The 14,453-nt window shown below is 55.7% G+C and carries 14 protein-coding genes and 1 pseudogene; 4 read left to right on the top strand and 11 right to left on the bottom strand.

Annotation, left to right across the window (positions count from 1 at the left end; translation table 11 throughout):
* Positions 1–16: 16 nt before the first annotated feature.
* The 7 genes from C5Y44_RS12140 to paaI all read right to left on the bottom strand — a co-directional run bounded on the left by C5Y44_RS12140 (position 17) and on the right by paaI (position 5,243).
* Positions 17–793 carry an enoyl-CoA hydratase/isomerase family protein gene (locus C5Y44_RS12140; RefSeq protein WP_105325168.1) on the bottom strand — a complete coding sequence of 259 codons (777 nt, stop codon included), beginning with the start codon at positions 791–793 and terminating at the stop codon, positions 17–19.
* An 11-nt stretch (positions 794–804) separates the two neighbouring features.
* Complete coding sequence (gene paaE, locus C5Y44_RS12135; RefSeq protein WP_105325167.1) at positions 805–1,965, bottom strand: 1,2-phenylacetyl-CoA epoxidase subunit PaaE; 1,161 nt, start codon at positions 1,963–1,965, stop codon at positions 805–807.
* A complete protein-coding gene (gene paaD / locus C5Y44_RS12130) occupies positions 1,965–2,534 on the bottom strand; it encodes a 1,2-phenylacetyl-CoA epoxidase subunit PaaD (protein ID WP_105325166.1) in 570 nt (189 codons plus the stop codon). The genes paaE and paaD overlap by 1 nt, the downstream gene beginning before the upstream one ends.
* A 15-nt stretch (positions 2,535–2,549) precedes the next feature.
* On the bottom strand, positions 2,550–3,386 hold the full coding sequence (gene paaC / locus C5Y44_RS12125) for a 1,2-phenylacetyl-CoA epoxidase subunit PaaC (RefSeq protein WP_105325165.1): 837 nt from the start codon (positions 3,384–3,386) through the stop codon (positions 2,550–2,552).
* On the bottom strand, positions 3,383–3,670 hold the full coding sequence (gene paaB / locus C5Y44_RS12120) for a 1,2-phenylacetyl-CoA epoxidase subunit PaaB (RefSeq protein WP_006822194.1): 288 nt from the start codon (positions 3,668–3,670) through the stop codon (positions 3,383–3,385). Before paaB ends, paaC begins: the two co-directional genes overlap by 4 nt.
* A 26-nt stretch (positions 3,671–3,696) precedes the next feature.
* Positions 3,697–4,680, bottom strand: coding sequence for a 1,2-phenylacetyl-CoA epoxidase subunit PaaA (gene paaA / locus C5Y44_RS12115; RefSeq protein WP_105325164.1), 984 nt, complete (start codon positions 4,678–4,680; stop codon positions 3,697–3,699).
* A gap of 101 nt (positions 4,681–4,781) precedes the next feature.
* Entirely contained in the window at positions 4,782–5,243 is a 462-nt protein-coding gene (gene paaI / locus C5Y44_RS12110; RefSeq protein ID WP_105325163.1) for a hydroxyphenylacetyl-CoA thioesterase PaaI, read from the bottom strand.
* 198 nt (positions 5,244–5,441) lie between these two features.
* Here paaI and C5Y44_RS12105 point away from each other — a divergent pair, with 198 nt between their 5' ends.
* The 4 genes from C5Y44_RS12105 (at position 5,442) to C5Y44_RS12090 (ending at position 9,707) form a co-directional block, all read left to right on the top strand.
* Complete coding sequence (locus tag C5Y44_RS12105; RefSeq protein WP_233189981.1) at positions 5,442–6,041, top strand: TetR/AcrR family transcriptional regulator; 600 nt, start codon at positions 5,442–5,444, stop codon at positions 6,039–6,041.
* A gap of 378 nt (positions 6,042–6,419) precedes the next feature.
* Positions 6,420–7,694, top strand: coding sequence for an AMP-binding protein (locus tag C5Y44_RS12100; RefSeq protein ID WP_369831097.1), 1,275 nt, complete (start codon positions 6,420–6,422; stop codon positions 7,692–7,694).
* Positions 7,695–7,760: 66 nt separating this feature from the next.
* A complete protein-coding gene (locus tag C5Y44_RS12095) occupies positions 7,761–9,086 on the top strand; it encodes an MFS transporter (protein WP_105325160.1) in 1,326 nt (441 codons plus the stop codon).
* 81 nt (positions 9,087–9,167) lie between these two features.
* A complete protein-coding gene (locus C5Y44_RS12090; protein ID WP_105325159.1) occupies positions 9,168–9,707 on the top strand; it encodes a VanZ family protein in 540 nt (179 codons plus the stop codon).
* A gap of 17 nt (positions 9,708–9,724) precedes the next feature.
* Here the strand turns inward: C5Y44_RS12090 and C5Y44_RS12085 are convergent, their stop codons facing one another.
* From C5Y44_RS12085 to C5Y44_RS12070, 4 genes and pseudogenes are all read right to left on the bottom strand, one after another.
* Positions 9,725–11,032, bottom strand: a complete 1,308-nt coding sequence (locus tag C5Y44_RS12085; RefSeq protein ID WP_105325158.1) for a class I SAM-dependent methyltransferase — start codon at positions 11,030–11,032, stop codon at positions 9,725–9,727.
* Between the two features lie 47 nt (positions 11,033–11,079).
* A pseudogene (locus C5Y44_RS12080) lies at positions 11,080–12,451 on the bottom strand (FAD-binding oxidoreductase).
* A 56-nt stretch (positions 12,452–12,507) separates the two neighbouring features.
* Positions 12,508–13,128 carry a response regulator transcription factor gene (locus tag C5Y44_RS12075; protein ID WP_105325157.1) on the bottom strand — a complete coding sequence of 207 codons (621 nt, stop codon included), beginning with the start codon at positions 13,126–13,128 and terminating at the stop codon, positions 12,508–12,510.
* Positions 13,118–14,284 carry a sensor histidine kinase gene (locus C5Y44_RS12070; protein WP_105325213.1) on the bottom strand — a complete coding sequence of 389 codons (1,167 nt, stop codon included), beginning with the start codon at positions 14,282–14,284 and terminating at the stop codon, positions 13,118–13,120. The genes C5Y44_RS12075 and C5Y44_RS12070 overlap by 11 nt, the downstream gene beginning before the upstream one ends.
* Positions 14,285–14,453: the final 169 nt, after the last annotated feature.

Raw genomic sequence — 14,453 nt, 5'->3', positions numbered from 1 at the left:
AGTCGTTCTCGCTGGTCTAAATACCTTTAAAGACGGGGGCGCGCTTTTCATTAAAAGCGGCGAAACCTTCGAGGTAGTCCTCGGATGAACACAGCGCGCCTTGGGCAAAGTTCTCATCATGGACGGAGTCCCACAGTCCGGTCTTGGAGTCGCGGATATCGGCGACGAGCTTCTTTGAGGCCACAAAAGCCTGCGTTGCACCGCGGGCTGCGCGTTCAACTTTTTCGCGGGTGAAGTCCAGGAGGTCATCGGCAGGCACTGCGCGTGAGAACAATCCGGCTTGAACAGCTTCGGCACCGGAAATCATGTCACCGGTGACAATCAGGTCCATCGCGCGATGCGCGCCGAGCCTTTCGACGAAGAGCGCATGTCCGCCCGAATCCAGCGTCGCACCGAGATTTGCGAACGGTGAGCCGAACTTTGCATCTTCGGCGACGTAGACAATATCTGTGGCAATAGCCAGACCGAGTCCGACGCCGAGGCAGACACCATGGACTGCGGCGAAGGTCGGTGCAGGAAACTGCGACATCTGCTTGAGCACCGGGGTGACCTTGTTGGCCAAGTAGTCGGTTGCGTCGTCATCGCGTGGATCTAGGCCCTTGATGTTGCGTCCAGCGCTAAAGCCACGGCCTTCCCCACGCAGAAGAAGCGCGCGGACACCGGCTTGTTCAGCCTCGGTATAAGCCTGCGATAGCTCGGTGAGATCCTCAGGCGCCAGGGAGTTCATGGCCTTGGGATTATTGAGTACGACCTCCGCAATTGTGCGGTCCTCGTTGAATAATAAGTCAATCATGTGCCGCCGCCTTAAGCATCAAAATCAAGCTTGATTGAGGCGGTCTTTGGACGGGACTGGCAGGTGAGGATGTAGCCCTTTTCAATCTCGTCTTTTTCCAAAGCAAAGTTCTCAGCCATATCTACTTCGCCTTCAACCAGCTTGGCGCGGCAGGTGCCGCACACGCCGCCGGCGCAGGCGAAAGGAACATCGGGACGCACGCGCAGCGTTGCGTTGAGCAGAGTTTCATTGGCGGATTCAGGGGATTCCACCTTGCCGGAGAGACCATCGAGGTTGAAGGTGATCTCCACATTCTTGCCATCGGGGTCTGCTTCGACGTGACGGCCGGTCTGCTGCTGGCTGCCGGTGGGCTTGCCGGTGGTAAAGAGCTCATAGCGCACAGCCTGCTCATCAACCTTGCGGCCATTAAGTTCATCGCGCACGAGCTGGACGAGTTCGAAAGGTCCACACAAGAACCACTCATCGATGGCTTCGGTACGAATGACATTATCCAGCAGAAGCTGCAGCTTTTCCGAGTCAATGCGACCCGAGAACAGTGGGTTCACGCGCTGTTCGCGCGAGAGCACGTGGTGCACAGCAAAGCGGGTTGGGTACTTGTCCTTGAGGTCACCGATTTCCTCGGCGAACATGACTTCGCTGCCGCCCTTGTTGGCGAAGATCAGCTCGAAAGTGCTGTCATCGCTTTCGGCGAGGACGGTCTGCGCAATCGCCATGATTGGGGTGATGCCAGAGCCCGCGGCGATTGCCACCAGATGTGGGTTATCAATTTTGGAAATTTCCTCGCGGATGACCTCTGGGTTATTCAAGCCCGTGAGGTGGGTCTTGGACACGAACGCGCCCTGTGGGTTCATCACGTCAATCTGCGTGCCCGCTTCCAAGGTGTCATTAGCCCAGGTGGAGAAAATACCGCCACGGTCGCGCTTGATAGCAACGCGCAAACGCCCAGGACGAGGGACATCACAGATGGAATAGGAACGACGGTGTTCCTGGCCATCAATCATCGCGCGCAGTGCAACGTACTGGCCGGGGATGTAGTCATAGTCATCCTGAAGTTCTTCGGGGATATCGAAGGAGACTTCTACCGCATTATCGGTAAGCGGACGAACCTTGGAGACCGTCAACGTGTTGAACGTGGCCTTTTTCTTTTTTGTCGGGTTCAGCGAAGCAGTCATTAGTGCACCTTGAAGTAATCGAAAGGTTCAAAGCAGTCGCGGCAGCTGTACAGCGCCTTGCAAGAAGTCGAACCAAATTGGGCGAGTTTAGAAGTATTTTTAGACCCACAGCGCGGGCACGCAATCGGTGTCGGCGCAGCAAGTGTTAAAGGAATCGGGCCACTCTTCGCAGCCTTGCCGGTAGGAGGTGCAATGCCATATTCACGCAAGTTCTCCCGGCCCTCTTCGGTCATCCAGTCCGTGGTCCACGCTGGTTGCAACACCAGGTCAACCGTGACGTGGTCGAAGCCGGCGGCTTTTAAGGCATCGGTGACATCGGCGGTGATGTGGTCCATCGCGGGGCAACCTGAGTAGGTGGGCGTGATGGTGACGATAGCTTCGTCACCGACCAGCTTTGCATCGCGCAGAATGCCTAAATCAGCAATGGAGATAACCGGGATTTCTGGATCCGGAACCCGTGCTGCAATATCCCACACCGCAGCGTCCTGTTCATCGACAGGGCGAAGCGGGTGGTCAGAAGGGTTAACGGTAGGTTTATCAAAAGGGTGCGGGGATGTTGCGGCAGACATGGCTAAAGCCTCCTTCTACCAGGTTGCGCCAGGGTGCTGGCGTGCCAGCGATTGCATTTCGGCCAAGATATAGCCGCGGTGTTCAGAAAAGCGGCCGGTGCGCTGACTCGATCGCGCAGGCTTGACCTGGGGGATTTCTACATTGGACTTCTCCAGCACTTCGGTGATGCGTCCAAGTGCTTCATCGCGCAAGGTTGACGGCAAGACAGCAATGTCTCTTGCGGCCAACTCTTTGTGAAGGTCGAGGTCCTCGAAGAGTTCTTCCAGGTAAGGCCACATGTAGTAGATACCAGCAGAGATGCGGCGGTGTGATTCCTCGGTGCCAAGACCAAGACGCAGCATCCACTGGTTGGAGTGGTCAACGTGGTATTCCACTTCCTTGATTGCCTTCGCAGCAATCGCAGCGATGGTCTCATCGGCAGAGTCTTGCAGCTTGCTATACAGCGCGTACTGGTAGTGCGAGAAGAGCAATTGCCTAGCGATGGTCTGTCCGAAGTCGCCATTTTCCTGCTCCACTAGGCGTGCTGAGCGGAACTCTTCTTCGGTGCGGAAATACGCCAGGTCATCTTCGGTCTTATCCCACGCGCTGGCCGCGTAGGTGTAGAAAAAGCGCGTGTGCCCAATTAAGTCGAGTGCGATATTGCCGAGCGCGATATCTTCTTCCATCTCTGGAGCACGTGAAATCCACCAGCCGAGGCGTTGGGCGAGGATCAGGGCGTCATCGCCAAGCATGGCGGCATACTGCGCGACCTGGTCATCAGCCTTGATCCCGGAGTTACGAATATCTTCAGTAGAGATTGCATCACCCAAAGATTGGGTGGTTGCGGAATCTGCTGCAGCGAATCCACTCATAGGTGTGGCACTCCTTCGCTCTTGTTGTAGTAAGTAGCGTGGCGGTAAGCCTTGCCCTTCGCGGATTCGAAGAAGCCGCCCTTGGAATCTGGGTCGGTGGAAGAAATTGCTTCAGATGGCACAACCCATACGGAGCTGCCCTCATTGCGGCGGGTGTACAAATCGCGGCCATTGCGCAGTGCCATCGTGGCATCAGGTGCGTGCAAAGAACCAGCGTGAACGTGTGATAGACCGCGGGAGGAACGAACAAAGACCTCCCACATTGGCCATTGGTTTTCAGTCATGGGGTGACTCCTTAAATATCAGAGGATTAGGCCGAAAGTGCGGATTCGGCGCCGTGGTACTTCTTGGCAAATTCAGCAGCAGCCTCACGAACCCAGGCACCGTCTTCATGTGCCTGGCGGCGGCGCTGCATACGCTGCACGCTGCATGGGCCTTCACCCTTGATGACTTGCTTGAACTCATCCCAGTCCAACTCGCCAAAGTCGTAGTGGCCGCGTTCTTCATTCCACTTCAGGTCTGGGTCTTCAAAGTGCAAGCCCAAAGCCTCTGCCTGCGGAACAATCATGTCCACGAAGCGCTGGCGCAGATCGTCATTGGAGAAGCGCTTGATATTCCATTCCATGGACTGCTGGGAGTTCGGGGAATCTGTATCTGGTGGGCCGAACATCTGCAGTGCCGGGCCGTAGAAACGATTAATGGCTTCTTGCGCCATCTGCTTTTGGGCTTCGGTGCCGTGCGCCAATTCGTAGAGGATCTCCCAGCCCTGACGCTGGTGGAAGGACTCTTCCTTACAGATGCGCACCATCGCGCGGCCATAGGGAGCATAAGAAGCGCGGCACAGTGGAACCTGGTTAACAATCGCAGCACCATCAACCAGCCAGCCGATTGCGCCGATATCAGCCCAGGTGCGCGCCGGGTAGTTGAAGATGGAGGAGTACTTGGCGGTGCCATCGAGAAGCTGTTGCACCATCTCATCGCGGGAGGTTCCCAGGGTTTCTGCCGCGGAGTACAGGTACAGGCCGTGGCCGGCTTCATCCTGGACCTTTGCCATCAAAATGGACTTGCGCTTGAGCGAGGGCGCGCGGGTAATCCAGTTTGCTTCAGGCTGCATACCGATGATTTCGGAGTGCGCGTGCTGGGAAACCTGACGCACTAGCGTCTTGCGGTAGGCCGCTGGCATCCAGTCGGTGGGTTCAATGCGGGAGTCGGCGGAGATGAGTTCATCGAAAAGCTTTTGCCCGGCGGCGTCGTCTTCGCCAACCGAGCTAAGGGAGCGAGCAGTGGTTGTCATGGGGCAACCTTCCTTTGAAAAGTTCATTACTTACTGACTGGTTGGTCAGTATATGGCTAAATGTGATGCACGTCAATATTTAGCGAAGATTTGACGTGGATTTAGTGCGCGACTGGCCGTTTTCGGGCCTCTGGCTTGCCGGGAAGCTGCCGGAAAGTGCCGCGGAATTCGGCGATAGGCTGGCCTTCTTTGGTGAGATGTACATCCACGATGCCGTTGCGGCCCCAGTGTTGTTTGATTTCTGCCGTACCGTGAATTTCATCGCCGTCAAAGGCAGGGGCGATGTAGTGGATGGAATTGTGCACGGCCACGGCGACTTCGCCGGGCGAATTGCACGCCCCGGCAAAAAGTGAATCGGCAAAGGTAAATAGAAACCCGCCCTGGGCGGTGAGGTGCCCGTTGCACATTTCCGGGGTGATGGTGAAAGTGCCTTCGCAGCGGCCAAGGGATAAAGAAGTGATGGTGATGCCGAGATTCGCGGTGGCGAGATCATCGGCGAACATGGTGCGGACGTGGGCGAATTGTTCTTCTTCGGCGACGCCGGGTGCCAAAATCTTGCGCATGCTGTGCTCCTTGTGCGGAAAAATTCTGCGCAGCCATGCGGAAACCAGAGGTTTAAAGGGTGTGGTGGGAGATAGTGTACATGCTGACTGTCCGTTCGGTTTCTTTAACGCTGTGGCCAGCGCTTATCGGCACATCCGTGAGGCGGGGACTATCTGAAGTGAAGTTTCTTTGCTTGAATGTAAGACGTGAACCCTCCAGTGAAAGTTACTCCCTCTCCCAACCGCGGACGCCCCGGCTATTCCCGCGATGATGTCATCGATGCCGCGGTGCGCGAATTTAACCAGCGCGGTTATGAGGCAACCAGCATGGGTCATGTCGCCAGCGTGCTGGGGATTTCTAAGTCTGCCCTGTACCACCATATTTCTTCCAAGGAAGAGATTTTGAAGTGCGCGGTTACGCGTGCGCAAGATGCGCTTGATGGGGTAGTGGATAAGGCGGAGGCAAGTGATGCTTCGCCAGGCGAGAAGGTCCGCGCGCTTATTTATGGCTCCATTGAGGTGCTGTGTGCTGACCAGGAATCGGTGACTTTATTGCTGCGTCTGCGGGGTAATTCCGAGTTGGAAATGCGCGCCTTGCAGCGGCGACGCGAATTTACCCGCCGCGTAATTCCGCTTATTGACGCCGCGCAGGCCTCGGGCGAGATTCGCTCTGATCTGGATACCGGCGTGCTCACGCGTTTGATGTTCGGCACCGTCAACTCAGTTATTGAATGGTATGAGACGGGTGGGCGCCTCTCGCCCGATGAGATTGCCCGCCACGCGGTCGTGTTGCTCTTTAACGGAGCTGCACAGAGCTAGTTTTGCCAGCATTTTCTCTCGGGGGATTGCGTAGCGTTTTGCGACGTGGCTAAAAAAGATTTTTAATTGTGTTGCAAGTAACACGAAGACTTAGTACGCTTCAACCATGATTTACCTGACCGATTGGTAAGTCAGTAAGTGAATTTTTGCCACGCAGGGCGCTGCGCGCGCGGACATCTGGTCAGAGTCTGCGACTTCTTCCAGGGTTTCAAAACCTGAGAAGATCGCGCTGTGGTGACAAGTTCAGATGACATTTAGATCTCTGCACAGCCAGTGGGAAACCTGGTTTAAGGGTGTGGACCCCCAGACTTTCCCGATGAGAAAGGCAATACCTTGACCGCCATTTTTGACATCTTTTCCAACAATCACGGCCCCCAGATGGGCATTGAGTACGCATCCCGTGATGAAATCATCGCGCTGCAAACCCAGCGCGCGAAGAATGAATTGCGCCATGCGTACTACAACGTGCCACACTACCGCCGGAAATTTGATGAAATCGGCGTGCACCCCGATGACTTCAAGGAACTTTCCGACATGGCTAAGTTCCCATTTACTGATAAATCCACCCTGCGCGCCGAGTACCCCTTTGGCATGTTCGCAGTTGGACAGCACCAGATTGCACGCATCCACGCATCATCCGGCACCACCGGCCGTCCCACCGTGGTGGGATACACCCACAATGACATCAAGATTTGGTCAGAGTTGGTAGCACGTTCTTTCCGCGCGGGTGGGCTGCGCCCATCCGATAAAGTCCAGGTGACCTTCGGTTATGGCCTCTTTACCGGCGGCCTCGGCGCGCACTACGGCGTTGAAGAACTCGGTGCTACCGCCATTCCAACCTCTGGTGGTCAGACCGAGCGCCAGATCCAGCTCATGCAGGACTTCAAACCAGATGCCATCTTGGGAACCCCGTCCTACATGCTGACGCTGTTGGATCGCATGAAGAAAGAAGGCATGGACCCGCGTGAGTCTTCGCTGCGCGTCGGTGTCTTCGGTGCCGAGCCATGGACCCAAGGCATGCGCCATGAACTTGAAGAAGGATTCGGCATCGATGCCACCGATATCTATGGCCTCTCTGAGGTCATGGGTCCTGGCGTAGCTCAAGAATGTGTGGAGACCAAAGACGGCCTGACCGTATGGGAAGACCACTTCTACCCAGAAATCGTGCACCCAGAAACTCTCGAGCCGCTTCCTGATGGTGAATATGGTGAGCTTGTCATCACCACCTTGACCAAAGAAGCGCTGCCGATCATTCGCTACCGCACCCACGATCTCACCCGCATCTTGCCAGGCACCGCGCGTTCCATGCGCCGCTTGGACCGTATCACCGCACGCAATGACGACATGATCATCTTGCGCGGCGTGAACTGCTTCCCGTCCCAGTTCGAAGAGATCATCACCGAAGACCACCGCTTGCGCCCGCGCTATCAGTGCGTGCTCTCGAAGAAGGGCCGCATGGACCACCTCACCTTGTTGGTCGAGCGCGACCCGCAAGCCACCGAAAAGGACGTGGAAGATTCCACCGATTGGCTGGGCAAGCAAATCAAGCAACGCATCGGCGTCACCGTCGAAGTGCTTGTCCAAGACCAGGTCAATAGCGGCGATGGCAAAGCCAAGCGCCTTGTTGATAACCGCCCTAAAGATAACCACTAAAGCTCTAACCCCCGATATTTAAACCCCGACGCCTATCGTCGCCGATTTCCCGGAGGTTTGTAGGACATGACTGCTTCTACAACTTATAACCCACAACCAGCCGCGGGCATGACCGCTGAACACAAGCGCGTGCTCGCAGGCTCCATGGTCGGAACCACCATTGAGTGGTTTGACTTCTTTATCTACGCCCAAGCAGCCGGGCTGATTTTCGCTGCGCAGTTCTTTGACCCTGTGAGCAACGAGAATCCGTCGCTCGCGCAGATTATCTCTTGGGCGTCGCTGGGTATTTCTTTCCTCTTTAGGCCACTCGGCGCGATTTTGGCGGGGCACCTCGGTGACCGCATGGGGCGCAAACCAGTCCTGGTCATCACCTTGCTGGGCATGGGCGTGGCGACTATGTTGATGGGGCTTTTGCCGACCTATCACGCCATCGGACTGGCAGCGCCACTCCTGCTGGTGCTGCTGCGCATCTTGCAGGGCATGTCAGCCGGCGGCGAATGGGGTGGTGCGGCACTTTTGACCGTCGAGCACGCTCCGAACGGTCGTCGTGGCTTCTTCGGTTCCTTCCCACAAATCGGCGTTCCTGCTGGCATGGCGCTTGCCACCATTTTTATGCTGGTGCTCTCCAGCGTGCTTTCCACGGAACAATTCCTGGCCTGGGGCTGGCGGATTCCATTCTTGTCCTCTGTTATCTTGATTGTCTTGGGCTACTTTATTCGCCGCGCGGTGGAAGAATCTCCAGCGTTTGAGGAAATGCAGGAGCTCAAGAAGGATTCGTCCGCACCCCTGGCAGTTCTGTTTAAGAGCCACTGGGCCACCGTCTTAAAGTGCGCATTGATTTTTGCTGCGAACAATGCGATTGGCTACTTCGTCATCGCCTACTTCCTCGCATACGGCACCAAGTACGTTGGTTATGAGCGCACTGATGTGCTCGGCGCATCGCTGGTAGCCTCTGCATTCTGGCTCGCCTCAACACTGTACTTCGGTAAGCTATCTGACCGCGTCGGACGCAAGCGCACCTTCATCATCGGTTATATCGCACTCGCCATCTGGTGTGTCCCGATGTGGCTGCTCGTTGATACCGGCTCCATCGCGATGTTCTACCTCGCAGTCATCGTCACTGGAGCCCTCCTGGGCCCAACATACGGCCCGATGTGTGCGCTATTCGCCGAAATGTTCCCGGTTAAGGTCCGATTGTCTGGCGTCTCTATCGGCTACGCGATCGGCTCCATCATCGGCGGCGCGTTTGCACCAATGATCGCAGAAATCCTCTACACCACCTTCAACACCTCTATGGCGATTGCTACCTACAGCGTGGCCATCTCGCTCATTTCGCTCATCGGTGTCCTCATGGTGCCTAAGGGCATTCAGGATAAAGACTTGCACGTGTAGACCACATGTAGAAATTGCTTTTGGCAATTGCCATACTTCGGCCAGTTGCTTTTAAGATCCACCTGTTAAGTTAGGTCAATCATGATCTCAACTTCGACCCGCATGCCCCAGGTGATAAAGCCACAGCGCAGTATTTCTGTGTCTGTGGCTATCGCCTTGTCCACAATCATCATTGTGTTGGTGACTTTGGGCAAGCCTTTCGTGGACATTCCCGGAGTGGTCGATGGGTCAGCGCATGCTATTCGCAGCATCGATGCGCAGCTTTTCGATGGCTTCGACCGCCCCAATTATTGGTACGCCCCTTGGACAAACTCGCTGGGCAATATCGCGCTATTCATGCCGCTCGCGGCCGGTATCTATGCGCGCACGAAAAGCTTTATTGCCGCGGTCGGCATTAGCTTTTTCGGCTCGCTGGGTATTGAAATAACCCAGTACATCTTCGCACTGGGTTATACCGATATCGATGATGTTTTCTTCAACACCTTAGGCGGCGTGCTGGGTGCCGGCGCACTCGCGCTGATTCCGCACAGCGAGCACCGCGGCCTCATGCGCCTGCTAGTCATCTTGCTCGCGATGCTCTTGGGTGCAATGACCGTCCTCGGACTCCGGTATCACGTTTAACTCACTAAACGTGATACTTAGAAGATGGAATCGCTCCACCAGCGGCGCTCGGGCAGGCCAGCGCGGCCGCCTTCCTCGTCAAGCTTGATGCCGACGAACTGATAAAGATTGACCACGTTGTGCTCAAAGCCCCACTCAGAACCTGCCATGTACATTCCCCACAGCTTGGCGGTAGGCAGGCCAACCAGTGCCACGGCCTGATCCCAGTTGCCCTTCAAGTTCTCACACCAATCGCGCAGCGTGCGCATGTAATCAAAGCGCAAAGATTCGGTGTGGACTATCTCGAAACCAATATCTTGCATCGACCTAGTGATCGTGCCGGAGCCAGATAACTCACCATCGGGGAAGATATAGCGGTCAATAAACGTCCCCTTGGCCGTCTTGTGATTATCCGGGTATGTGATGCAGTGGTTGAGCATCACTCCGCCTTCATGCAGCTTGTCGTGCATAAACTCAAAGAAGGCCTGGTAGTTATCCACGCCAATGTGCTCTAACAAGCCAATGGCGGAAATGCCGTCGAAGCCGGATTCTTGCACATCGCGGTAGTCCAAAAAGCGCACTTCCGCTAAGTCCTCGAGGCCTTCTTCTTTAATCTTTGCCTGCGCCCAATTAGCTTGCTCGCGCGAGAGCGTCACACCGAGCGACTTCACCCCGTGACGTGCAGCGTAGCGCACCATGCCACCCCAGCCGCAGCCGACATCCAAGTGCGTATTGCCGGGCTTTAAGTTGAGCTTTTCAAATACCAGGCGGTACTTATTTTCCTGCGCTTCGTCCAAGCTGGCGTCTTCCGTGGGGTAGTAGGCGCAGGTATAAGTCATCGCTTTGCCTAAGAACAGTTCATAGAAATCATTGCCGACATCGTAATGGTCGGAGATAACATCCGCGTCGCGCTCTTTAGAGTGCCGCGATAAGCCGCTGCGAATGGTGCGCTCAATCCAGGAGGCACGCTCTACCTTCGGCACCGGCTGCACCTGGATAGCGCCCATCGAGCCCAAAGAACGCAAAATCTTCGCCATCGTCGCAAAATCTGGGGTCCGCGTCTTGCCGTTCAGCTCACGCAGGGCGTCAAAGATGCCATAAGGGTGCGCAAGATGCTCACCTTCTACCGTAAGTCCCTCGGTGACAAAAGCGCGCGCCAGCCCAACATCGCCAGGTGCCGTCACGATATAAGACAAACCCTCTGCCGAGTTAATGTTCACCGTGTACTTTGACTCAGGTGAACCAGAGGTGGAGCCGTCGAAGGCTTTCCAATAAAAGGGGTTATGGCCGTCGATGAAAGCGTCAATAATTTCCCCGACAGTCATGGGTTCAAATGCAGTACTCATCGTTAAGATCTACTTTCTTGTGCTCGATATTTAGTGTTGTTTTGTAGTTATTGACCGCTGACGGTCTTTTCATACAGGCCAGGAAAGCGCTGGTGTGGGTCGTAGATGTCCTTGAGCTGGTGCGGCAAGGTCCCGCCGTAGAGCTTTTCGAATTCCTCACGGCTATAAAAGGCCTCGGAGTACAAAGACTTGTGCCCGCCAAGTGCGGATACTTGCTTTTCAATGACCCGGTTAAACGCCCCCGGCTGCGCATCCGCGGAGACGTGGTCACCGGGCACCGCGGACCAAAACCCGAAGTTAATCCACGTGGTGTTCGTATCAAGCGGATACAAAGGCCACGGTACGTTGGCATCTTTGGTTGTTTCGCCTGTGCCAACTAGCCCGGCTGACGATGCCCTTAGCTTAATCGGGCACAACCACACCGGCTGAATATCGCACGCGCCAAAGAACCACATCAGCCAGTCAGCGATGTGGTTGACGGTGACTTCAATGTCTTGGACTACGCGTTCGCGGTGCGGTTCGCCCTTGCGCTTATTAATCAACCTGTGCTCGACATCGTATTTGCGATCGATGCCGATCAACTTCCAGTAAAAAGAGCTGCGCCGCAGCTCACGCGGCCACAACTTGCGGATACTGGGCTGCTGCGCGCCAAATGCACGCGAGCACCAGATAGGATTCTTCCGGCGAAAAAGATACGCCATCTATCCCGTGCAGCGGCTGGCCATCAAATTCCTGGCTCTCAACGTAATGCGCAACGGCATCTTCATAGGTTTCTAAATCATGAAAGCGCACGTGGTTTAACTCGATGAAGTCCGTGACTTCTTCCAGCTCAATTTTTAACCGCACGGCATAGCCCAAAGAACCATAAGAGTTCGGGAAAGCGCGGAATAAATCTACGTTCTTCTCCCGCGAACACGTCACGATCTCACCCGTGCCGGTGAGAATAACCATCTCCAGCACTGATTCATGCGGCAGGCCATTGCGAAAAGATGTGGACTCCACACCCATGCCGGTTACCGCACCACCTAAGGTGATGGTCTTTAACTGCGGAATGACAAAAGGCGCAAGCTTATGCGGCAATGTCGCATCGACTAAATCCTCATAGGTGCACATGCCTTGTACTTGTGCGGTGCGCTCCACCGGATCTACTTCGATGACCCCGTTCAAGCCGCTGACATCTAAGCCCGCCGACTCGCCAGTGCGACCGCGAAAGAGGTTCGATGTTTTCTTCGCCAACCGCACGCGCTGCCCGTCAGGTACCGCTGCGAAGCTCTTCGTGAGTGTCTCTACGCCCTGCTGGTGGCGGTGCCACCCGACCGGAACGATTTCTTCCGCGTCAACGCTACGCTGCTGGATTAATGACCCTAGGGCATTAGTGATGCTGCCCCCGATGCTTAGCAAATTCTGGGAAACACTCATGTAAGGCCACTTTAACCCCTTTTGCTCCCGCGCGCCCAGCAAAGCTGGGACCCAAGTTAAATCAGCTTGCGTTCGCGCGCGACCGTGACCGCAGCCGTGCGATTATCCACGCCGAGCTTTTGATAGACGTGGATCAGGTGCGTTTTCACCGTTGCCTCGGAGATAAATAATTGCTGCGCCAAGGTCTTATTCGAAGCGCCGGTGGCCAAAGCCTGCAAGATTTCAATCTCGCGAGCAGAGAGCGCTTGCTGCGGCCTGCCCACACGCTCTGCCAAAAGTCCTGCGACCTCGGGCGATAAAGTGCGGCGCCCTTCAACGGTGGCGACGACGGCATCGTGAAGCACTTGCTCTGGGGAATCTTTCAGCAAATAACCCAAAGCCCCAGCTTCCACCGCGGCAATAATATCGGCCTCGGTGTCATAAGTCGTCAAAATCAGCACCGGTGGCCCGTCATTATCGCGCACGCGCCGGGTCGCGGAGATGCCATCAACGCCTGGCATCTGAATATCGCAGACCACGACATCGACAGCGAGCGATTCCGGTGCAAAAAGCCTATCGACGGCCGCGCCGCTGGAGCCTTCAGCGACCACTTCGATATCGCTAAAAGAATCCAAGATAGCGCGCAGACCCGCACGCACTACGGGGTGGTCATCAATCAGCATGACTTTAATGCTCATCGCGGTCCTCTCTTTCACTAGTTAGCGGTAACCGGGCTGCTAATGCAGTGCCACCGTTAGGTTGTGACTCCACACTCATCGTGCCACCTAAAGATGCAATGCGCTGCTGCAAACCACTCAGGCCAAAGCTCGAGCTAGAGGTGGAGTTCGAGGCAGCAGCAGTATCCATGCCGACGCCATCATCAACAATGTCAATGGTTAAAGCATCCGCAAAGATACCTAAGGTCACCACCACAGTAGAGGCATGGGCGTGCTTGACGACGTTCGACAGCCCTTCTTGGGTACACCGCAATGCAGCTGCGGCAATCGGCTGGGGAATAGCCGTGGTGGTATCCCCGGCAAACTCTAGACGGAACTCCGTGTCTTCCCCCAAACCTGCGCCCCGGTCGCGCATGCGTGCGACCGTGGAACGTAAAGCTTCCGGCAAAGACTGCTGCACATCTGGTGATGCCAAATCGCGCACAAACCGCCGTGCCTCAGCCAAATTATCTGCCGCGACCGATTCAATCGTGGCTAATTGCGAACTCGGATCCGCACTACTTTTGGCCGCGCGCGCCAACAACACAATCGAACTTAAACCCTGCGCTACGGTGTCATGAATCTCGCGCGAGAGCCTTTCGCGCTCCTCCAACCGGCCCGCTTGATGCTCACTCGCCGCTAGTTCTTCTTGCGTGGCACGCAGCTGCTTGGCGATGGCCCGGTGGTGCTCAATTTCCGCATGCAGCGCGCGATAGGCAAAGAAAATGGCGATGGCAAAGACCGTGCCAATCAACGGTCCCACAGCAGATGCCACACCCCAGGTATCAGGATGCAGCCATAAAGGCACAAACGCTGCGACCAGCCACAACCCCAGTGAGATCAAAAGCGCCGGCACCAGCGCTGCGATATGCAAGGTCAAAAGCACCAGTGGAAATTCCAACCATAAAAAGTCCTGCGAATGCGTCAGCAACATTAACCACAGCACCAAAATGCCTGTCAGCCACGCATATTTGGCGCCGTTTGAAATTTCCACCTGCGCCCGCGCGCGATGCCGCTCTAAGACCGTGCCGTACACATACAACCCAGCCATCAACACGGAAAAGAGAGGGACGGCGGCGCTATGCGGGGCATCGAAAAGCGAGCGAAGCACACCGAAACCCAATAAAAAGGCAAACATGATGTGCAAGCCCACCCGCAACGCATCAAGCACGCGTACCAGCGAGGAAAAATTCGAAGTACTCACGCATCAAGGCTAGCGTGACAAATAGGGGACAAGGAATCAACCAGACGGTTGATTAGCAAACCAACCAGCGACCCGATTACAACGTGACCTGCGCAAACCACAA

It is taken from the genome of Corynebacterium sp. J010B-136 (genome assembly GCF_002967075.1).
Taxonomy (GTDB): Bacteria; Actinomycetota; Actinomycetes; order Mycobacteriales; family Mycobacteriaceae; genus Corynebacterium.
Note: the sequence above shows the minus strand (reverse complement) of the source record. Positions and strands in the feature narration are given on the sequence as shown.